Genomic DNA, 20967 nt, shown 5'->3' with positions numbered 1-20967 from the left:
AACGGCATTCAACAACGGCACCATTCAACAACGACGGCATTCAACAACGGCGCCATTCAGCAACGACGGCATCGTGACAACAACCTGAGGAAAGGCACTCCCGATGAGTTCCACCAGCCCCAAGATCTACGCCCTGCACGAGAACCCCGAGTGGTTTCCGCCCTTTGCCCGCGCCTTCGAAGCCGAGGGCCTGGAAGTGGAGGAGTGGCTGCTCACCGACGGCGTCCTGGACCTGGACGCGGTGCCGCCCGAAGGCATCTTCTGGTCCCGGATCAGCGCCTCCTCCCACACCCGCGACCACGGGCTGTCCAAGGACTATGCCCGGGCGGTGCTGTCCTGGCTCGAAGCCCACGGCCGGCGCACCGTCAACGGGCGGCGCATCCTGGAACTGGAAATGAGCAAGGTGGACCAGCTCACCGCGCTCCGGGCCGCCGGCATCGACACCCCGCGCACCGTTGCCGCCGTCGGGCGTGATTCGATCCTGGCTGCTGCCAAGGAATTCCCGGCGCCGTTCATCACCAAGCACAACCAGGGCGGCAAGGGCCTGGGCGTGCGCAAGTTCGAGTCCCACGGCGAGCTGGCCGACTACGTGGCCGGCCCCGGCTTCGAGGAACCGGCAGACGGCATCACCCTCATCCAGGAGTACATCGTTGCCGCGGAACCCTTCATCACCCGGGTGGAGATCGTGGGCGGGGAGTTCATCTACGCCATCAAGGCGGACACCGCCCGGGGCGGGTTCCAGCTCTGCCCGGCCGACGCCTGCGCCATTGACCCGTCCACCGGCAAGCCCATCATGCCGCCCGGGGCCACCATAACCCCGGATGCCGACACCCAGCTGTTCAGCCTCCGGGAGGGTTTTGACCACCCCATCATCGAAAAATACCTCGACTTTGCGCGGCGCACCGGGTTGGAGGTCTGCGGCATCGAATTCATCGAGACCGCCGACGGCCGGATCCTCACCTACGACGTGAACACCAACACCAACTACAACGCTGTGGTGGAAGCGGCAGCACCCCGGTCCGCCCCGCGTGCGCTGGCCCGGTATCTGGCAGGGCTGGGTTCCTGACTGTCCAACACATCAGTGGCTTCGGACAAGAAATTTATCCTCCGGCGCGGCCCGTCGATATAGTCAGGAATATCGAAACCGAAGGAGCTCCCGTAATGACTGCTGCCCAGGAACCACTGTGGGTCAAGAACTACCAGCCCGGCGTTCCGGCAACCATTGAGCTGCCCACCGAGTCCCTGACCGCGATGGTGGAGGACGCCGTCGCCCGTTACGGACCCAAGGTGGCGCTGGAATTCTTCGGGGCTGAAACCACGTACACGGAGCTGGGCGAGCAGATCAACCGTGCCGCCGAAGGGCTGCGGAAGCTGGGCGTACGCCGGGGCCACCGCGTGGCCATCGTGCTGCCGAACTGCCCGCAGTACCTCATCGCGTTCTACGCCGTGCTGCGCCTGGGCGCCGTCGTCGTCGGCCACAACCCGCTCTACACCGAGCGGGAACTGCGCCACCAGTTCGAAAACCACGGCGCGCAGGTGGCCATCATCTGGGACAAGGCCGCGGAGAAAATCCAGGACTTCCCCGACGACATTGCGGTCAAGACCGTCATTGCCGTGGACATCACCAAGGCCATGCCGCGGCTCAAGCGGATGGCGCTGCGGCTGCCGCTGCCCTCGCTGCGCCGCACCCGCGCCGGCCTCACCACCAAGACGCAGAACACCATGTCCTGGGAAAAGCTGCTGAGCGCACCCCCGCTGGACAGCGCTCATCCGCGCCCCTCCGTGAAGGACCTGGCAGCGTTGCAGTACACCTCAGGCACCACCGGCATTCCCAAGGGCGTAATGCTCACCCACTTCAACCTGCGCTCCAACGCGCTCCAGGGCCAGGCCTGGATGCACGGCGCCGAAGAGGGCAAGGAAGTCATCTACGGCGTGCTGCCGATGTTCCATGCCTTCGGCCTGACCCTGTACCTGACCTTCGCCATGCTGACCGGGTCGCGGCTGGTGCTCTTCCCCAAGTTCGACGTCGACCTGGTGCTGTCGGCGGCGAAGAAGTCCAAGCCCACGGTCTTCTGCGCCGTGCCGCCGATCTACGAGAAGGTGGCGCTGGAGTCCAAGGAGCGCGGCATCGACCTGTCCACCATCCGCTTTGCGATTTCCGGGGCCATGACGCTCCCGGCCACCACCGTGAAGCTGTGGGAAGAGGTCTCCGGCGGGCTGCTGGTCGAAGGCTACGGACTCACGGAGTCCTCACCTGTCGCGCTGGGCAACCCGTTCGCTGATACGCGCCGCAACGGCACCATCGGCGTGCCGTTCCCGAGCACCGAAATGCGCGTGGCCGACCCGGAGCATCCGGAAAACGACGTGCCGGCCGGGACGCCGGGCGAACTGCTGATCCGCGGGCCCCAGGTCTTTGCCGGCTACTGGAACAACACCGAGGACACCGAGGAAGTGCTGCTCGAGGGCGGCTGGCTGCGCACCGGCGACATCGTGACCGTGGACGACGACGGCTTCGTCAAGGTGGTGGACCGCCGCAAGGAACTGATCATCACCGGCGGCTTCAACGTCTCGCCTTCCGAGGTGGAGGAAGTGCTGCGCAGCAACCAGGACATCGCCGACGTCGCCGTGGTGGGGCTTGCCCGGCCCGACGGCGGCGAGCAGGTGGTGGCCGCCGTCGTGCTGCAGCCGAACACCGACCTGGACGAGGCCGGGCTGCGCGCCTGGTGCCGCGAACGGCTGACGCCGTACAAGGTGCCCCGCCGCATTGTGGCCGTTGAGGAACTGCCCAAGTCCCTGCTGGGCAAGGTGCTGCGGCGCCAGGTGCGGGACCTGCTGGCCGACGACGCGTAGGGCGCAGGCACCCGCTACCTATTGACGCTCCCATGCTGTTGGGTTGGAATAGTAAGCAGGCTTGGGATTCCAGGCCGGGCCGAAAATCGGGCCCTGACACGGCTCATCCGGAGTTTGGCGTGCGTACCCGTCGAAGGCCGATCGGCTCCTGATTCCTTCGCCGTTCGCCCTGTGGTGTACCGGGCTGACTCCGGCCCTCAGTGAATAACACCGACCAGGTGAAGGTTCGCAGCAGCAAGGAGACCAACATGATCAGCAACCAGCAAGTCGAAGGCCTGATGGCCGGTTCGGGTAATGTCCTGGGACCCAATGGAGACAAGATCGGTTCCGTTGGAACGTTCTATCTGGATGACCAGACCAACGAACCTGCCTGGGTCACCGTCAATACGGGACTCTTCGGCACCAACGAGTCCTTTGTTCCGCTCAGCGAAGCGACCGTCGAAGGCGTGGATGTCCTGGTGCCCTATTCCAAGGACGAGGTGAAGAACTCACCGCAGGTGGAATCGGACGGCTCCATCTCGCCTGAAGAAGAGGTGACGCTGTACCGCTACTACGGCTTCACATACGACGACGGCTCCGCCGACACCACCTCCATGAGCTCCGGCACCGGCACCATGACCGACAGCCGGACGGACTCCATGACCGACCGGAGCAGCGGCATCGGGGAGGACAGCGACTTCACCCGCTCCGGCAACGCACACGGAACCGTGGGACATGACACTTCCGGCCCCACCACCGACGACGCCATGACCCGTTCGGAAGAACAACTGGATATCGGTACGCAGAGCAGGCAAAGCGGCAAGGCCCGCCTGCGGAAGTACGTGGTCACCGAGACCGTGACCACGCAGGTTCCGGTCAGCCACGAAGAGATCCGGGTGGAGCGCGAGCCCATCACGGATGCCAACGTGGACTCCGCCATGGCGGGCCCGGAGCTCAGCGAGGAAGAGCACGAGGTCACGCTGCACTCCGAGGAGCCGGTGATCAACAAGAAGACCGTTCCGGTGGAGCGGGTCCGGATGGACACCGAGACCGTCACGGGCACGGAAGACGTGACCGAGGAAGTCCGCAAGGAGCACATCGAAACCGATGTGGACGGCACCACGCGCGGCCATTCATCACGGGGCAGGGATGCCTCGGGTGGTTCCGGATCGGGTGGTTCCGGCTCGGGCAGCTCGGGCTCGGGCGGTTCGGGCTCCGGCGGTTCCAGCTCCGGCAGGTAATCCCGGCTATCGGGCACCAAAAAGTGCAGCCCCGGCTTCGGCCGGGGCTGTACTGCTGTGCACCTGTACTGCTGCGTACCCAGCCCGGCTTCTAGCCCGCCGGCTGCTGCCCGGCCACCTGCCGGGCCGACCGGTCCAGCACCTCACGGCACGCAAGGATGGCCGGCCGGCGGCGACCCGCCCGGCGGACCGAGGTGAAGATGCTCCGGCGCGGCCTGCCGGGCAGCTCCAGCAGCGCCACGCTGGGCTCGCGTCCGGTCCAGACCAGGTCCGGCATCAGGGCCACGGCGTTGCCGGATTCAATCAACCGGATCTGCGCCTGCAGGTCGGCCGTCTCGTAACGGACATCGGGTTCAAACCCGGCCCGCCGGCAGGCCTGCTCCGCCCAATGCCGGGAGGCTGCTCCGCGCGGTTCCATCACCCAGGGCAATTCCGCGGTGTCGGCGAGGGACTGCACCGGAGGCAGTCCGGCATGCGGTACCGCGAGCCGGATGGCGTCGGACGTCAGATGCACGCGGTCCAGCTCCGCGTGCCGCACCGCCGCGTGCCCGGGATACTGCTCGGCAATGACCAGGTCAAAGTCCCGGGCCCAGGTTTCATAGAGTGCGGTTTCAGGTTCGCGCTGGACCATCTCCACACGCAGTTCCGGATGCTCCCGGCGCAGGATGGACAGTGCGCCCGGGAGCAGGGCCAGGGCCGCGGACTGGAATACGGCGATGCGGATTGTTCCGGTCACCGTCGTCAGCGATGACGCGAGGTCTGCCTCGGCCCGTTCCAGGGACTCTAGGATGTCGGAGGTGTGGGCCACCAGGATTTCCGCCTGCGGGGTGAGCTGTACCCGTCGCCCGCTTTTGCGCAGGAGTTCGACTCCCACGTCCTTCTCCAGCAGGGCCAGCTGCTGCGAGACAGCCGAGGGGCTGAGGCTCAGCGCCTCCGCCACGGCAGCGAGGGTGCCGCGCACCTTTACCTCCCGCAGAAGCGTCATGCGGCGCACGTCGAGCACGGTCTTCCTCCGATGTGGTTTGCCCAATACTTTTCATTAGCAAAACTAACCTATACCAGTAAGAAAAGTTGCCTTTGCCTTACGGAACTTTGCGCGGATACTTAGAGAAGTACCAATAAGCCGCACGTTGAAAAGAGCCGCCCGCCATGAGCAACACAGTTACGGAAACACCCGCGGGTGCGTCCGCCCCCCATGACCTCGCCGATGAAGCAGTGGCCCTTGTGCGCCGCTGGCTGACCGAAGCCAAGAACGTTCCCGTTGACGCGTCGGCTGCCCAGCTGGCGGGCGTGCTCAAGGATCCGGCCGGCCTGGACTTCACCGTCGGGTTTGTCGACGGCGTCATCCGCCCCGAAGACCTCCGTGTCGCCGGCCGCAACCTGGCAACCCTGGCCCCCGGCGTCCCCGGCTTCCTGCCCTGGTACATGCGCTCCGCCGTCCGGCTCGGCGGCGTGATGGCGCCGGTGCTTCCCCAGGTTGTCATTCCCGTGGCCCGGAAGGTGCTGCGCCGCATGGTGGGCCACCTGATCGTGGATGCCACCGACGCCCGCCTGGGCAAGGCAATTGCCGGCATCAAAAAGGACGACGTCCGGCTGAACATGAACCTCCTGGGCGAGGCAGTCCTCGGCGAGCGTGAAGCTGCCCGCCGCCTCGAGGGCACCCATGAACTGCTGGCGCGCGACGACGTCGACTACGTCTCCATCAAGGTCTCCTCCACCGTCTCCCCGCACTCGCACTGGGCCTTTGACGAGGCAGTGGAGCACGTGGTGGAAAGCCTGACACCGCTCTACCGCCGCGCCGCGTCCTCCGCGCAGAAGAAGTTCATCAACCTGGACATGGAGGAATACAAGGACCTGGAGATGACCATGGCGGTCTTCACCAAGCTCCTCTCCCAGCCCGAATTCAAGGACCTGGAAGCCGGGATCGTGCTGCAGGCCTACCTGCCGGACGCCCTGTCCGCCATGATGCGGCTGCAGGAATTCGCCGCTGCCCGCCGCGCCGACGGCGGTGCCCCGATCAAGGTCCGCGTGGTCAAGGGCGCCAACCTGCCCATGGAACAGGTTGAAGCCTCGCTGCACGGCTGGCCGCTGGCTACCTGCGGCACCAAGGCGGAAACCGACACCAACTACAAGCGCGTCATCAACTACGCGCTGCAGCCCGGGCACGTGGACAACGTCCGGATCGGCGTCGCCGGCCACAACCTCTTCGACATCGCCTTCGCCTGGCTGCTCGCCAAGCAGCGCGGCGTCACCGAAGGAATCGAGTTTGAAATGCTGCTGGGCATGGCCACCGGCCAGGCCGAGGTCGTCAAGCGCGACGTCGGTTCGCTGCTGCTGTACACCCCGGTGGTGCATCCGGCGGAGTTCGACGTCGCCATCGCCTACCTGATCCGCCGCCTCGAAGAGGGCGCCAGCTCCGAGAACTTCATGTCAGCGGTGTTTGAGCTCAGCGAGAACGAGGCCCTGTTCGAGCGCGAGAAGCTCCGCTTCCTGACCTCGCTCGAGGCCCTCGACAACGCGGTCCCCGCCGCCAACCGCACCCAGGACCGCAGCCGTCCCCGTCCGGCGGATACCGCCGGCGCCGACGCCGCCAATCAGGGTTTCGAAAACACCCCGGACACCGACCCGTCACTGCCGGCCAACCAGGCCTGGGGCCGCGCCATCCTGACCCGGGTCGCGGACTCCGAACTGGGTGCCGCCGCCGTGGCTGCCGCACAGATCGAGACCGAAGCAGCGCTCAACGCCGCCATCGCCAAGGGCGTCGACTCGGCGAAGGGCTGGGCTGCGCTTCCCGCAGCCGAACGCGCGGAGATCCTGCACCGTGCAGGCACCGTCCTGGAGGACCACCGCGCCGACCTCATGGAGGTCATGGCGGCCGAGACCGGCAAGACGCTGGACCAGTCGGACCCCGAGGTTTCCGAGGCCATCGACTTTGCGCATTACTACGCCGAGCGCGCCAAGGACCTGGAGACCATCGACGGCGCCCGGTTCGTTCCGGCGAAGCTGACCGTCGTGACCCCGCCGTGGAACTTCCCGGTGGCCATCCCCGCCGGCTCCACGCTGGCCGCCCTGGCCGCCGGTTCCGCCGTCATCATCAAGCCCGCCCGCCAGTCCGCACGCAGCGGCGCCGTCATGGTGGAGGCACTCTGGGAAGCCGGCGTGCCCCGCGACGTGCTCCAGATGGTGCAGCTGGGCGAGAAGGAACTCGGCAGCCAGCTGGTAGCCCATTCCTCCGTGGACCGCGTCATCCTCACCGGCGGTTATGAGACGGCTGAACTGTTCCGCTCCTTCCGCGCCGACCTGCCGCTGCTGGCTGAAACCTCCGGCAAGAACGCCATCATCGTTACTCCCAGCGCAGATTTCGACCTCGCCGCGCGCGACGTCGTCGCCTCCGCCTTCGGCCACGCCGGACAGAAGTGCTCCGCCGCGTCCCTGGTCATCCTCGTGGGATCGGTGGCCAAGTCCCCGCGTTTCCGCAACCAGCTTGTTGACGCCGTGCAGTCCCTGAAGGTGGGCTACCCGGTGGATGCCGTCACCCAGATGGGTCCGATCATCGAACCGGCCGAGGGCAAGCTGCTGCGCGGCCTCACGGTGCTGGGCGAGGGCGAGTCCTGGCTGATTGAACCGAAGCAGCTGGATGAGTCCGGCCGGCTGTGGAGCCCGGGCGTACGCACCGGTGTCCGCCGCGGTTCCGAATACCACCTCACCGAGTACTTCGGCCCGATCCTCGGCGTCATGACCGCCGACACGCTCGAGGAAGCCATCGAGCTGCAGAACCAGATCGAATACGGCCTGACCTCGGGCCTGCATTCCCTGGATCCGAAGGAAATGGACGTCTGGCTGGAAAACGTCTCAGCGGGCAACCTCTACATCAACCGCGGGATCACCGGCGCCATTGTGCAGCGCCAGCCCTTCGGTGGCTGGAAGAAATCGGCAGTGGGTGCCGGCACCAAGGCCGGCGGCCCCAACTACCTGATGGGCCTGGGCGAGTGGGAGCCTGCCGTTTCCACCGGCGCCGGAGCACCCGTGACGCATCAGGGTGCAGCCAAGCTGCTGGCCACGGCTGCCGCCGGCAGCTTCGAAGCAGACACCGACTTCCTGCAGCGCGCGCTGAGCAGCGACGCGGCAGCCTGGGCTGAGGAATTCGGCACGGCCAAGGACGTCTCGGCGCTGAGCGCCGAGCGCAACGTCTTCCGGTACCGGCCGCTGCCGGTCACCATCCGCCTGGCCGAAAACCAGCCGCTGTCCGCTCTGATGCGCGTTGCCGCCGCGGGCCTGCTGGCCGGCTCGGCCCTGCGGATCTCGTCCGGCGTGGAGTTGCCGCTGGCATTGAAGGCTGCGCTGACCGAGCAGGGAATCGTTGTGGCGCAGGAGAACGACGCCGCCTGGCTGGCTGGCGCTTCCAGCTACGATCCTGCCGTCCAGGGTTCCCGGATCCGGCTCATCGGCGGCGACGCTTCGGCTCTGGCGGCAGCACTCGGCGGACGTCCGGACGTGGCTGTCTACGCCAACCCGGTCACCGAAGCCGGACGCGTTGAACTGCTGCCGTTCCTGCATGAGCAGGCAATCAGCATCACCGCCCACCGCTTCGGTACGCCGAACCACCTCTCCGATGCCCTGATCTAGTTCGGCTGGAGCTGAACCGGACAACAAACACAACAAAGGACGGCACCGGGTCTATCCCGGCGCCGTCCTTTGTTGTTAAGGTGTGGCGCATGGAACTCATTTACGAGTAGGGCCGTGCCCGGACCGGGCTGAGGGATCCGCGCCGCATCAGCCGCTGATCCACCCGGTCGCACGCACCCGCTTTTCGCAGACAGCATCCACCCAGCGCCGGGTGAGCTTGTCGATGGTGCGTGTTGCTGACCGTGCTCCCGTCCAACCGGCCCGCTGCTGTCGCTGCGCCACCTGTTTGTGGCCGGCGGCAGTGTCTTGGCCGCGTCAGGACCGCTGTCCGCACCATACCCAGCGAAGCTCCCGGCCCGTATCCATTGTTCGGAGACAGCCATGACGCGCAACAAGAAAAACCGTTCCAGTTCCCTGTCCACACCCCTGTCGGCACCCTCTCTGTCGGCGGCTTCCCTGTCCGGGACGCCGCTGCCGGTACCGGGCGTACCGCTGGAGGCAAACGTGAACCTCGCCCCTGCCGCAGCCGCCAAACTCGGCACCGATGCGTCGGAAAAAGCAGCTGCCGCGGCCGCAGCGGAGAGCGCCCTTCCCGGTTGGCAGAGCCTGGGCAAGGACCACAAGCCCACGCATGCCAACGGCAAGCAGGGGCGACGCGAAAAGAAGGTGCGCTGGTAAGGAGCCGGCGCCACCAAACCTTCGCAGGGACCCGGGCATGCTCCCGGGTCCCTGTGCAGGCGCTGCGGGCAGTGCCATCATTGACAGCCTCAGCCAGCCACAGCGGACGAAGAGGCTCAAGAATGCTGCTCAATAAGAAGAACGCAGTCATCTACGGCGGCGGGGGAGCCATTGGCGGCGCCGTTGCCCGGGCCTTCGCACGGGAGGGGGCCCGGGTGTTCCTGGCCGGGCGCAGTCCCGAGAAGCTCGAGTTGGTGGCCCGGCAGATCCGTGCCGCCGGCGGCTTGGCCGAAACGGCGCTGCTCGATGCCACCAACGGCCGCGCGGTGGAGCAGCACGCTGACGACGTGGTGGCCGCCGGCGGAAGCCTGGACATTTCGATGAATGTCATTCAGCACGGAGACGTTCAAGGCCTGCCAATGGTGGATATGCATGTGGAGGACTATCTGAGGCCGGTATCGACGGCGGTGCAGACGGTCTTCCTGACCGCCCGCGCGGCTGCCCGGCACATGATGCAGCAGCGCTCAGGCGTGCTGCTGGCGTTCGGCGGATCAGGGGATCCCACGCCGGGAAACTACTTTGGCGGGCTGATCACTGCCTTCGAAGCGGTCGAGGCGATGCGCCGGCAGCTCGCCGTGGAACTCGGCCCCTACGGGATCCGGGTCCTGACGCTGCGCAGCGGGGGAGTGCCGGAGAGCCTGCCGGAGGATATGGGCGACCGAGAGGAGATCGCCAGCAGCATTGTCGACGCCACTCTGCTGCGCCGGGCAGCCACCCTCGAGGAGGTGGGCAACGCGGCAGCGTTCGCGGCATCGGACAAAGCCGCCAGCATGACGGCGGCTACCCTGAACATCAGTGCCGGGGCGCTGATGGACCGCTAGCTGGGGTTTTTCCAGATGGTGTAGTCCTCGACGCTGACCGAGGTCCGGGTACCGTCTTCGTCCGTGCGGATCCAGATGGTACCCAGGCCGGGGGCAGTGTCGCGGACTTCTCCGCTGTAATAGACCTTCTTCCCGCTGCGGACCTCTACCAGGTCCCCGCGGTGGAGGGAGCGGATGTTCCGAACGCGTTTGGCTCGGGTGGTTGTGGCAGGTGCTGGGGTGCTGACTACTGGCAAGGGGCATCTTTCTCTTGGCTTAGTTATGTCAACTAAGCGGGCCGGAGATTTATTCCTCCCCGCGCCGCGTCGTTCCGTGCCGCTCCTGCTGACGCCCCCTGCGCCGGGGCGTAGCATCGGTCCCATGGACATCGTGGATTTCCTCCTGACGCGCTTCCAGGACGACGCAGCGGAATCCCGGAAGCTCCTGACAGCCAAAGGCCTTCCTCCCTCGGACCGCTGGTATGAAGAGCGCCTGCTGCGCGAATGCGAGGCGAAGCTGATGCTGATCGAGATCATCGGTGGGGCCCGGCGCAACACACTGTCCAGGATGTTGATGGACCCGGAAGCCCAGGGCAAGCACTTCGCGGATGAACTGGAATGGACAACCCTGGCACTGGCGGCGATGGCTGCGACCTATGAGGACCATCCCGATTATCAGGATGTCTGGCGGCTTACCGAAAAACGCAGCTGAGCCCCGATGCAGCGGGTGCAGGTTGGGGTCGGGGTGCCCAAGCCCATAGATTGGCTGTCATGACTGAAGTGAATTCCACCGGCGACCAAGCCGCAGGCAGCTCCCTTCTGCAGGAGCTCGCGGCACATCATCACGTAGCCACCACCTTCAACGGCTGGGACGGCACCCGCAAGGACGTTTCCGACGAGACACTGCGCCAGGTGCTGGCTGCCCTGGGGGTTGCCACCGGCACGGACGAAGAGCTGGCGCAGTCACTGGCGCAGGCGCACCTGGCGCCGTGGCGCCGCACCCTGCCCGGCGCCGTCGTCGTCCGTGGACAACGCAGCCAATCGGTTCCCGTGCACCTGCCGGCCGGGCAGAAGGCCCAGGTCTGGATTACCGAGGAGAACGGAAACCGGCGGGACCTGGAATGGCCGGGCGTGCCAGGTGAGGAACGCGAGGTCGACGGCGTGCCGACCGGCCAAACCATGGTGCTGCTGCCGCAGGACCTGCCGCTGGGCTGGCACCGGTTCCAGATCCAGAGTGAAGACCGGCAGGCCGAAACGGAATTGGTGGTCACGCCTGAGCGGCTGACAACGGGCGCTGACGTGGCGCGCAAAAGGGCATGGGGGCTGATGGCACAGCTGTATTCCGTGCGCTCGTCCCGTTCTTGGGGGATCGGTGACCTCGGGGATCTCGCGGACCTGGCAGCGCTGTCCGGCGCCGGTTACGATGCCGATTTCATCCTGATCAATCCGCTGCACGCCGCCGAACCGGTGCCGCCGGTGGAACCCTCGCCCTACCTGCCCACCACCCGCCGCTTCTTTAACCCGCTGTACATCCGGGTGGAGGATGTTCCTGAGTTCGCCTATCTGTCCGGTGCAGACCGTGCCCTCGTTGACCAAGAGGCACGGGCCCGCAGTGCAGCGAACCGGTCATCGGAGCTGCTGGACCGTGACACCACCTACGCGGCAAAACTTGCTGCCCTGGAACTGGTCTTCTCCGTGCCGCGCAGCATCGCCAGGCAGCTGCAGTTTGAACGCTTCTGTGCCGTGGAAGGCAAAGGCCTTGAGGACTTTGCGCTGTGGTGCACGCTGGCGGAGAACCTGCCCGCCGGCGACCCGCGCTGGCAGCAGATCACCGGTCCGGACAGCAGTTATGTCAGGGAGCACCGCGGGGAGCTTGCACCCCGTGCCGAGTTTTACATGTGGCTGCAGTGGCTGTGCGACCAGCAGCTGGAAACGGTCCAGCGGGCCGCGCGCAGTGCGGGCATGGAGATTGGCGTGGTCCATGACCTGGCCGTGGGTGTCCATCCGGCCGGTGCCGACGCCTGGATGCTGCGCCCGGTGCTCGCTCACGGAGTTTCCGTGGGGGCCCCGCCGGACATGTTCAACCAGCAGGGCCAGGACTGGAGCCAACCGCCATGGCATCCGGGGAGGCTCACCGACGCCGGCTACCTTCCGTACCGGGACATGCTGCGCACCGTGCTGAGGCATGCCGGGGGGCTGCGGGTCGACCACGTCCTGGGGCTGTTCCGGCAGTGGTGGATTCCCGCGGGATCATCCCCCGGGGAGGGTGCGTACGTGTATTTCGACCACGAGGCGCTGGTCGGCATCCTGGCCCTCGAAGCCCAGCGGACCGGCGCCCTGGTGGTGGGCGAGGACCTGGGCGTGTTTGAGCCCTGGGTCCAGGACTACCTCGGGGAGCGGGGCGTGCTCGGCACCTCCATCCTGTGGTTCGAAGCCACCGAAGCAGGCCCGCGGCCCCCGGAGGATTACCGGGCCGGAGCCTTGACCACCGTGAACACCCACGACCTGCCTCCCGCCGCCGGCTACCTTGCCGGCGAACATGTGGACCTGCGCAGCTCCCTGGGCCTGCTCAGCCGCCCTGTGGAGGAGGAACGGGCCGCCGACGCCGCGGCACAGGAAGCAGTGCTGTCCCTGCTGCGCAGCCGCGGCCTGCTGCCTGAATCAGCTGCCGGAATGCCCGTGTCCGGATTCGGACCACCTGACCCGGAGCAGGTCCGCCAGACGGTGGAAGCCCTGCATGCCTTCATCCTGCAGACGCCGTCTGCACTGCTCGGCGTGGCACTGGCCGATGCGGTGGGGGAGCGGCGCACGCAGAACCAGCCCGGCACGTCTGACGAGTATCCGAACTGGCGGATTCCGCTGTGCGGGCCGGATGGGGAAGCTGTCCTGCTTGATGACCTGCCGTCCAACCCGCGCTTCTCGTCCCTGGCGGGCCTGATGAAGGACTCGATCTAGGCTGCCTGGTTCGGGCTGGAGCCGGCTGCCCTCCGGCCGCTTAGCCCTCCGGCCGCTTAGCCCTCCGGGGTCAGCGCCACCCGCCGCAGCAGGGACCGCAACTGGTCCCGTTCCGCCGCGTTCAGTGCAGCGAGGGACTCGTTGCTGGCCGCTTCGACCAGCCGGGCCGCCTCGGCAAACAGGCTGCGCCCGGCGTCGGTGGCGGCAATGATGTTGGAGCGGCGGTCGCGGGGATCGGCCATCCGGAGCACCGCGCCGCGCTTTTCCAGCTGGTCCACCAGGGCCACGATCTGGCTCGGGTCCAGGGCCAGGAATTCAGCCAGTTCACGCTGGGAAGGCTGCGTGCCGCTGCAGGCCAGGGAAAGCACCGAATAGGAGCGCACCTTCAGGTCCAGCACGGCGAGGGCGGCGTTGGCGCGGGCGGACCCCAGCGACCGCGCGCGGGCTGCAAGGAATTCGGTTTCGTTGGCAAGGTCCGTGGCATACAGGCGGTTGATGCCTGTCGTCCCGGATGCGCCGTCCTGCCCTGGTTCGCTCATGCCCTCACAATACGCGAAAAAGAACACTGTTGACTTTTTCAACGATGAGGGTTGTGATGAACGCATCAAGAGCGAAGGAGCTCGGATGTCCCTCGATGGAAAAGCAGCCATAGTCACCGGCAGCGGGCGCGGACTTGGCCTCGCGTATGCCCGTGAGCTGGCCAGGCTGGGCGCGTCCGTTGTTGTGAACGACGTCGATCAGTCAGTGGCGGACGAGGCAGTGGCAGGAATCCGCTCCGCGGGCGGAACTGCCGTTGCCGTTGTAGCCCCCGTGGGCCCCACCGGCACTGCGGAGGAACTGGTGGCCGCGGCCCTGGAGAACTTCGGCCGGCTGGATGTCATGGTCACCAACGCCGGAGTGCTGCGGGATAAAACCCTGTGGAAAATGACGGACGAGGATTTCGATACCGTCATCAACGTGCACCTGCGCGGCACCTTCACCTGCGTCCGCGAAGCGGTGGGCGTGTTCCGGGTGCAGGGGAGCGGCCGGATCATCTGCATCGGCTCGCCCACCGGCCAGCGGGGCAACTTCGGCCAGACCAACTACGCCGCGGCCAAGGCCGGAATTGTCGGCATGGTGCGGACCTGGGCCCTGGAGCTGCGCAAGGCGGGGATCACGGCCAACGCCGTCATCCCCGTGGCTGCCACCGCCATGACCGAGACCGTGCCGTACTTCCGCAGCGCCGTGGAGGCCGCTGCACGCGGCGAGGCGATGCCGGACTTCTTCCGCAGGGACCTGGGCTTCGGGACGGCCGACGACGTCGCCGGGCTGGTTGCGTTCCTCGCCTCCGATGCGGCGGCGGGCATCACCGGACAGGCCGTGGGGATCGGCGGTGACCGGCTGCAGCTGTGGTCCCATCCCGAAGCCGTGGCCACCGAGTACAGCAGCGGGGGATGGAGCTACGAGGAACTCACCGCCCGCTTCGGGGACCTCTTTGGCGGCCGGCTGCAGTCCGTGGGGGAAACCTTCCCGCCACTGCCGGAAGAACTACGGCCCGAAGAACTGCAGCCCGAAGAACTGCAGCCCGAGGCCGAGCCGGCGCCCGGCCCGCCGGCTGCTGACCCTGATCCCCGCGCCAAAAGGAGAACCGCATGAGGACCACCGTTTCCCTCGAAGAACTGCCCGGGCTCACGGGCCGGGACCTGGGCTGGACCGAATACCGGGAAGTCACCCAGGACCGGGTCAACACGTTCGCTGATGCCACCGACGACCACCAGTGGATCCACACCGACCCGGAGAAGGCAGCGGACGGCCCGTTCGGGGGCCCGATCGCCCACGGCTTCCTGACCCTGTCCCTGGCCATTCCTTTCTGGAGCGAGCTGCTGGATGTGACCGGTGCGAAGACCAAGGTGAACTACGGGCTGGACAAGGTCCGTTTCGTTTCACCGGTCCGGGTGGGAGCCAAAATCCGGATGAACGCCCGGGTCACCGAGGTCACCGAGGTTGCCGGCGGCTTCCAGGTCGGCGTGGACCAGGTCATCGAGGCAGACGGCGAAACCCGGCCCGCCGTCGTCGCGCATTCCCTCTACCGCTTTTACGCCTAACCGTCCACCGCCCGGCTACCAGCCAGGGCGCCACTTTCCAGCTTCAGGAAGAGGCAGGTCATGAGGAACACGATCACCAGGAAACTGTCCACGGCGGCGGCAGGCGCAGCCGTGCTGGCCCTGGCACTCACCGGCTGCTCCGGCGGCTCCCCCTCCGGAACCGAGGCGGAGTCCACTCCGTCGGCCGGCGAAAGCCAGGGGCTGCAGAAGGTGGTGGTGGGCGTGCTGTCCATTGCTCCCTCCTCGGCCATGCAGTACGGCATCGACCAGGGGATTTTCGAGGAGCACGGCCTGGACGTTGAGCTCCAGCCCGGCACCGGCGGGGCGGCCATGCTGCCGGCGGTCTCCACCGGCGACCTGCAATTCGCCGTGGGCAACCCGCTCTCCGTCATGGTGGCCAAGGATAAAGGCCTGGACATGAAGATTGTGTCCGGGTATTCCAACTCGCTCGCCGAGGGAGCCGACATCAACGGGGTGGTGGCCCGCAAGGATTCAGGGATTACCTCCTTCGGCGACCTGGAAGGCAAAACCGCCACCGTCAACGCGGTCAACACCCAGGGCGACCTGACCATCATGGAGAGCGCGGCCCTGGATGGCGGCAACCCGGAGAACATCAAGTTCAACGAACTGCCGTTCCCGGACATGGAAGCCCAGCTGGAGATGGGCAACACGGATGCCATCTGGCTGCCCGAACCGTTCCTGAGCCGTGCCCTGGCCAATCCAGACAACGTCCTGGTGGGGCACCCGAACCAGGAAGCCATCCCCGGAATGCCCACCATGGTCACGTTCACCTCCGGCCGGTACGCGGAGGAGAACCCCGAGACAGTCACCGCCTTCCAGGAAGCCGTCACCGAAACGCTCACCCAGGCGCAGGCCAACACCGACGATGTCCGGGCCACGCTGCCGGCCTTCATGGGAATGGACCCGGCCGTGGCTGAGGGCCTGCCCATGGAGGAGTTCGACGGCGAGCTCCGCACGGAACAGCTCGAGGGCCTGGGCGGGCTGATGATGAAGTACGAGTTCGTGTCCAAGGAGCCCGACGTCGCAGCCATGACGGTGCAGTAGGGCCATGAAGAACCAGGGGCTGGGATCCTGGATACACCGCCGCCGGCGCAAGTCCGCCGACCGGGCGGCCCTGATCTTCCAGGGCCGCCGGATCGGCTATCCGGAGCTGGATGAACGGATCAACCGGCTGGCGCAGGCGCTGCGGTCCTTTGGCGTGGAGCACGGATCCCGCGTGGCTTTCCTCGGAGACAACCATCCCGCGTTCCTGGAAACGTTTTTCGCCGCCGGTACGCTGGGCGCCGTGTTTGTACCGTTGAACACGCGGCTGGCTCCGCCGGAAATCCGGTTTGCGCTGCAGGATTCGGGCAGCTCGGTCCTGGTGTACACCGGGGCACTCGCTGAACTGGCGCGGCTCGGATCAACCGGGACCCCGGTGGCAGTGCGGCTGGCAGTGGCCGACGGCGGGACGGAACACGGCGGGCAGGAGCTGGAGGGCGGTTCGGACGGGACAGACGTTGATGGCGAAACCCTGGACTTCGACGCCGTGATCGCCGGGGCTTCCCCGGACCGGCTGGATGTGCCGGTCGGAGGGGAGGACGGCGCCATGATCCTGTACACCTCAGGGACCACCGGACAGCCCAAGGGCGCCCTGCTGACCCACGCCAACCTGGCCTGGAACTGCTACAACGTGCTGGTCGACTACGATCTTTCCGGTTCCGAGATCGGGCTGATGATTTCGCCGATGTTCCACGTTGCTTCGCTGGACATGGGCGTGCTGCCGGTGCTCCTGAAGGGCGGAACCGTGGTCCTGGAAACCCGCTTCGACCCCGCCCGCACGCTCGCGGCCATTGAGCAGTATTCCGCCACCTACATCAGCGGCGTTCCCACCACGTTCCAGATGCTCTGCGAACATCCGGACTGGGACAAACGGGACATCAGTTCGCTCTCCACCATGACCTGCGGCGGATCCGCCGTGCCGCTGCGCGTCCTGGAAGCCTACGAAGCCCGCGGGCTGTCCTTCTCCAACGGCTACGGAATGACCGAAACGGCTCCGGGAGCCACCGCGCTGCCGGCCGACCGGTCGCGGGAAAAGGCTGGATCCGCCGGGCTGCCGCACTTTTTCACTGATGTCCGGATCACCTCTCCGGACGGGGAGGTCCTGGGTGCCGGGGAGGTAGGCGAGGTCCAGATTTCCGGACCCAACGTGATCGCCTCCTATTGGAACCGTCCGGACGCCACCGCTGAGGCATATGCCCAGGAGGGCTGGTTCCGGTCCGGGGACATGGGCTATTTCGACGACGACGGGTTCCTGTTCATCTCCGACCGCCTGAAGGACATGATCATTTCCGGCGGGGAGAACATTTATCCGGCCGAGGTGGAGCAGGCCATTGCCCAGCTGGAAGCCGTTGCAGCGGTGGCCGTGATCGGTGTTCCGGATGACAAATGGGGTGAAGTGCCGCGGGCTGTCATCAGCCTGCGGGAGGGGTATACGTTGACGGCCGAAGAGGTGCAGCAGCATCTCTTCGGCCGTCTGGCCCGGTACAAGGTTCCGCGGACCGTGCTGATGGTGCAGGATTTCCCGCGGACCGCCAGCGGAAAGATCCGGAAGGCGGACCTGCGGCGGCTGTACTCGGACTAACGCCGTATCCGGACTAACTGCCGCGGAGAGCCAGCCTAGGCCTCCAGCTTCATGGCCTTGCGCAGCGTCAGCGCGCCGCCGCTCTGCATGACGGCCCGGCGGTAGATCTTCTCGCTGAAGCGCAGCAGGGCGTAGGCAGCGGCGAGGGCCACCGCCAGGGAGGCGAACGTCTCCCACAGGGGAACCTCGGAGCTGAGCATCCGGATGGGCATGGCCACCGAGGAGATCACCGGCACGTAGGAGGCAATCACGAGCAGCTGTCCCTTGGCGAACATCCCGGCAAACAGGGCGGCGATGATCACGGTCAGCACCGGCGTGGAACTGTTGTTCAGGTCCTCGCTGCGGCTGGCCATGGATCCGATCATGGCCCAGGCCGAGGCCAGGATCAGGAAGCCGGCCAGGAAGAACACCAGGAACCAGCCCGAGGCCGGAATGATGGAACCCACCATGTCCGCGGTGTCGGTCAGGTTCAGTGCCAGCAGGGCTGCCCCGCCGTAGGCCGCCAGCTGGACCATGGCCAGGATGGTGTTGCCCGCCACCTTGCCGTAGAGCAGCTGTCGGATGGGAATGGCAGTGGCCAGGATTTCCACCACGCGGTTCTGCTTCTCTTCCAGGACCGAGTTGGCGATTGCCATGCCGAAGATGATGGCTGACATGTAGAACAGGAAGCTGAAGACAAAGCCCACCACGGTGGCCAGCAGCGCGTTCTCCGCGTTGCCGTCAATCAGTTCTTCCTGCAGCTCGCTGCCGGCCAGCAGCTGCGTGCCGGTGGTGCCGGCCGCTTCCGCGTTGGTGTTGATGACGTGCAGCCGCAGGGCTTCGGACAACGGAGAGCGCAGGCCGTTGTCGATCTCTTCGCCGCCCACCAGCGTCCAGGTGCCGTCCGCCCCGGCCAGCAGGGCGGCGTCGGCCTCTGAGTCGCTGACCAGGGCCCGTGCCGCCTCGGGGGAGCCGGCGTCGACCGCCTCGAAGGTGGTGTTGCTGTCGTTGGCGGAGGCAGCCTCATCGGCAAGTTCCACCACTGAAGAGCCCTGGCTGCCGGTGACGGCAACCGTGTAGTCGGTGCCGCGGTTGGACATGTAGGCATTGAAGACGACGCCGCCCACAATCAGCAGCAGGGTCACCAGGGTGGAGATGAGGTAGCTGCGGTCGCGGGCCTTCACCATGACCTCGCGCAGGGTGACGATGGCCCACGCGGGAGTGTTGTTGCCTGCCCGTTCGGGCTGCTGCGCTGCAGGGGAAGCGGGACGGCGGGTTTCGGTGGTCATGCTGATACCTCCCGGTAAATTTCGCTGAGGGTGGGCCGCAGGGGAGTGAATTCCTCCACCGTGCCGCGGGCCAGGGCGGCGCTGAGGAAGCGCTGGGTGTCGGCGTCGCCGTCGAACTCCAACAGCGCCGTGGGACCGGCCACGTCAATCACCTGCAGGCCCGGCTCGTCGCGGAGCCAGCCGGCGTCGGGAGAGACAGTGACGCGGTGCCGGCGCGGGGCGCTCGCGCGCAGCGACTCGCTGGAGCCGGCGGCCATGACGTTCCCGGCCTTGAGGACCACCAGGTTGTCGCAGAGGCGGTCCACGAGGTCCAGCTGGTGGCTGGAGAAGAGCACCGGCACACCTGCGGCGGTGCGCTCGCGCAGCAGCTCCACCATGGAATCCACGGCCGCCGGGTCAAGCCCGGAGAACGGCTCGTCCAGGATCAGCACGGTGGGGCGGTGCAGCAGCGACGCGGCGATCTGTACCCGCTGCTGGTTGCCCAGGGAGAGCGATTCCAGTTTGTCCTTGTACCGGTCCGCCAGCGTGAAGCGTTCCAGCAGGTCCATCGCTTCACGGCGGGCATCGGCGGCGCTCATCCGGTGCAGCTGGCCCAGGTAGATCAGTTGGTCCAGGATGGGCTGCTTGGGGTAGAGGCCGCGTTCTTCGGGCATGTAGCCGAAGTGGGAGCGGTCTGCGGCAGTTACGGGGGACCCGTTCAGGAGTACCTCGCCGGCTGTGGCCGTCAGCACCCCCATGATCATGCGCATGGTGGTGGTTTTACCGGCACCGTTGCCGCCCACGAATCCGGTCATCTGTCCGGCCGGAACGTCGAAGGTGACGTTGTCCACCGCCGTCTTATCCCCGAATGTCCGGGTGAGGTTGCGAACCTGCAGCATCGTGGCTGCTCCTTTCCCGGGCGGGCCGGGTGTTGTTGGAAGGTTTCTTCTCCTTCAACCCTAGGGGAGGGGGTGCCAGCTCCGGATCGGCCAGGCGGGTGAATCTATCCGGGTCAGGTCCGGGGGCCGGCGGATGATTCCGCCGCGCTCTCCCCCGGAAGGATGAGTCCGGATTCGTAGGCGAAGACCACGGCCTGCACCCGGTCGCGGACCTGGATCTTGGCGAGCAGGTTCGAGACATGGGTTTTCACGGTTGCCTCGGCCAGGAACATGTCGCGGGCTATCTCGGCGTTGCTGCATCCTCCGGCCAGCTGGACCAGGACTTCGCGCTCGCGCGCCGTGAGGGATTCCAGAAGCCGGCGGTGATGTTCGGAGACCGGGGCGGGTGCTCCGGCCGCGGCGGGCGCCTGCTCGGCATCAAGCTGCCGGGCAAACCGCTCGATGACCCGGACCGTTACTTCCGGTGCCAGCAGCGCGTGGCCGCTGGCCACGGCGTGCACCGCGGCTACCAGGTCATCGGGATCGGCGTTTTTCAGCAGGAAGCCGCTGGCTCCGGCACGGATGGCGTCAAAGAGATAGTCATCGCGTTCAAACGTGGTCAGGATGATGACCTTGGCGGTTCCGGCGGACGTGACCTGCTCGGTGGCCCGGATCCCGTCCAGCACCGGCATCTGCACATCCATAAGGATGACGTCCACGGGATTGGCCGCGGCGAATGCGACAGCCTCGGCGCCGTTGGCCACCTGCCCGACGACGTCGATCTCCTCCTCCACAGAGAGCATCATGGAGAATCCGGCGCGTACCAGCGCCTGGTCATCTGCGAGCAGTATCCGTATCGGTTCCATCTTGTCCTTCTGCTTCCGGCAGTCCCTGGGCTCCGCCGCCCCCGCGGTCCACGGTAGCGC

At 66.6% G+C, this 20967-nt stretch carries 18 protein-coding genes; 12 read left to right on the top strand and 6 right to left on the bottom strand.

Annotation, left to right across the window (positions count from 1 at the left end; translation table 11 throughout):
- Positions 1 to 103 precede the first annotated feature (103 nt).
- The 3 genes from KKR91_RS15670 (at position 104) to KKR91_RS15660 (ending at position 4070) form a co-directional block, all read left to right on the top strand.
- Positions 104 to 1066, top strand: coding sequence for an ATP-grasp domain-containing protein (locus KKR91_RS15670; protein ID WP_210227444.1), 963 nt, complete (start codon positions 104 to 106; stop codon positions 1064 to 1066).
- A 95-nt stretch (positions 1067 to 1161) separates the two neighbouring features.
- The gene (locus KKR91_RS15665) at positions 1162 to 2850 is read left to right on the top strand and encodes a long-chain-fatty-acid--CoA ligase (RefSeq protein WP_210227446.1); all 1689 of its coding nucleotides are present in this window, start codon (positions 1162 to 1164) and stop codon (positions 2848 to 2850) included.
- A gap of 248 nt (positions 2851 to 3098) precedes the next feature.
- Entirely contained in the window at positions 3099 to 4070 is a 972-nt protein-coding gene (locus KKR91_RS15660) for a YsnF/AvaK domain-containing protein (RefSeq protein ID WP_210227448.1), read from the top strand.
- Positions 4071 to 4161: 91 nt separating this feature from the next.
- On the opposite strand, the gene KKR91_RS15655 is transcribed toward KKR91_RS15660, so the two are convergent.
- Positions 4162 to 5073 (bottom strand): LysR family transcriptional regulator, encoded by a 912-nt coding sequence (locus tag KKR91_RS15655; RefSeq protein ID WP_210227449.1) that lies wholly within the window; start codon positions 5071 to 5073, stop codon positions 4162 to 4164.
- 146 nt (positions 5074 to 5219) lie between these two features.
- On the opposite strand from KKR91_RS15655, the gene KKR91_RS15650 reads away from it, so the two are divergent.
- The 3 genes from KKR91_RS15650 to KKR91_RS15640 all read left to right on the top strand — a co-directional run bounded on the left by KKR91_RS15650 (position 5220) and on the right by KKR91_RS15640 (position 10255).
- On the top strand, positions 5220 to 8696 hold the full coding sequence (locus tag KKR91_RS15650; RefSeq protein ID WP_210227451.1) for a proline dehydrogenase family protein: 3477 nt from the start codon (positions 5220 to 5222) through the stop codon (positions 8694 to 8696).
- Positions 8697 to 9077: 381 nt separating this feature from the next.
- On the top strand, positions 9078 to 9374 hold the full coding sequence (locus KKR91_RS17070) for a hypothetical protein (protein ID WP_237686100.1): 297 nt from the start codon (positions 9078 to 9080) through the stop codon (positions 9372 to 9374).
- 122 nt (positions 9375 to 9496) lie between these two features.
- Positions 9497 to 10255, top strand: a complete 759-nt coding sequence (locus KKR91_RS15640) for an SDR family NAD(P)-dependent oxidoreductase (RefSeq protein WP_210227453.1) — start codon at positions 9497 to 9499, stop codon at positions 10253 to 10255.
- On the opposite strand, the gene KKR91_RS15635 is transcribed toward KKR91_RS15640, so the two are convergent.
- On the bottom strand, positions 10252 to 10491 hold the full coding sequence (locus KKR91_RS15635) for a hypothetical protein (protein WP_210227455.1): 240 nt from the start codon (positions 10489 to 10491) through the stop codon (positions 10252 to 10254). The genes KKR91_RS15640 and KKR91_RS15635 overlap by 4 nt on opposite strands.
- Positions 10492 to 10615: 124 nt before the next feature.
- Between KKR91_RS15635 and KKR91_RS15630 the strand changes: the two genes are divergently transcribed.
- Positions 10616 to 10945, top strand: coding sequence for a DUF6221 family protein (locus KKR91_RS15630; RefSeq protein ID WP_210227456.1), 330 nt, complete (start codon positions 10616 to 10618; stop codon positions 10943 to 10945).
- 59 nt (positions 10946 to 11004) lie between these two features.
- A complete protein-coding gene (gene malQ, locus KKR91_RS15625) occupies positions 11005 to 13188 on the top strand; it encodes a 4-alpha-glucanotransferase (protein ID WP_210227457.1) in 2184 nt (727 codons plus the stop codon).
- Positions 13189 to 13244: 56 nt separating this feature from the next.
- Here malQ and KKR91_RS15620 read toward each other — a convergent pair whose 3' ends face one another.
- Positions 13245 to 13727 carry a MarR family winged helix-turn-helix transcriptional regulator gene (locus KKR91_RS15620; RefSeq protein WP_210227458.1) on the bottom strand — a complete coding sequence of 161 codons (483 nt, stop codon included), beginning with the start codon at positions 13725 to 13727 and terminating at the stop codon, positions 13245 to 13247.
- Between the two features lie 85 nt (positions 13728 to 13812).
- Here KKR91_RS15620 and KKR91_RS15615 point away from each other — a divergent pair, with 85 nt between their 5' ends.
- The 4 genes from KKR91_RS15615 to KKR91_RS15600 are packed head-to-tail and all read left to right on the top strand — an operon-like array spanning position 13813 to position 17916.
- Positions 13813 to 14823: an SDR family NAD(P)-dependent oxidoreductase gene (locus tag KKR91_RS15615; protein WP_210227459.1), complete on the top strand. Its 1011-nt coding sequence runs from the start codon at positions 13813 to 13815 to the stop codon at positions 14821 to 14823.
- The gene (locus KKR91_RS15610) at positions 14820 to 15272 is read left to right on the top strand and encodes a MaoC family dehydratase (protein ID WP_210227460.1); all 453 of its coding nucleotides are present in this window, start codon (positions 14820 to 14822) and stop codon (positions 15270 to 15272) included. The genes KKR91_RS15615 and KKR91_RS15610 overlap by 4 nt, the downstream gene beginning before the upstream one ends.
- Positions 15273 to 15332: 60 nt before the next feature.
- Positions 15333 to 16337, top strand: a complete 1005-nt coding sequence (locus KKR91_RS15605) for an ABC transporter substrate-binding protein (protein ID WP_237686099.1) — start codon at positions 15333 to 15335, stop codon at positions 16335 to 16337.
- Positions 16338 to 16341: 4 nt separating this feature from the next.
- Entirely contained in the window at positions 16342 to 17916 is a 1575-nt protein-coding gene (locus tag KKR91_RS15600; protein ID WP_210227461.1) for an acyl-CoA synthetase, read from the top strand.
- 35 nt (positions 17917 to 17951) lie between these two features.
- Here the strand turns inward: KKR91_RS15600 and KKR91_RS15595 are convergent, their stop codons facing one another.
- From KKR91_RS15595 to KKR91_RS15585, 3 genes are all read right to left on the bottom strand, one after another.
- A complete protein-coding gene (locus tag KKR91_RS15595) occupies positions 17952 to 19184 on the bottom strand; it encodes an ABC transporter permease (RefSeq protein WP_210227463.1) in 1233 nt (410 codons plus the stop codon).
- Positions 19181 to 20062, bottom strand: a complete 882-nt coding sequence (locus KKR91_RS15590; protein WP_210227465.1) for an ABC transporter ATP-binding protein — start codon at positions 20060 to 20062, stop codon at positions 19181 to 19183. The genes KKR91_RS15595 and KKR91_RS15590 overlap by 4 nt, the downstream gene beginning before the upstream one ends.
- A gap of 113 nt (positions 20063 to 20175) precedes the next feature.
- Complete coding sequence (locus KKR91_RS15585) at positions 20176 to 20907, bottom strand: response regulator (protein ID WP_210227468.1); 732 nt, start codon at positions 20905 to 20907, stop codon at positions 20176 to 20178.
- Positions 20908 to 20967 lie beyond the last annotated feature (60 nt).

This window comes from Arthrobacter jiangjiafuii (assembly GCF_018622995.1).
In the GTDB taxonomy this organism is placed as follows: Bacteria; Actinomycetota; Actinomycetes; order Actinomycetales; family Micrococcaceae; genus Arthrobacter_B; species Arthrobacter_B jiangjiafuii.
The sequence above is the reverse complement of the archived record's forward strand: the minus strand, read 5'-3'. Positions and strand labels throughout refer to the sequence as shown.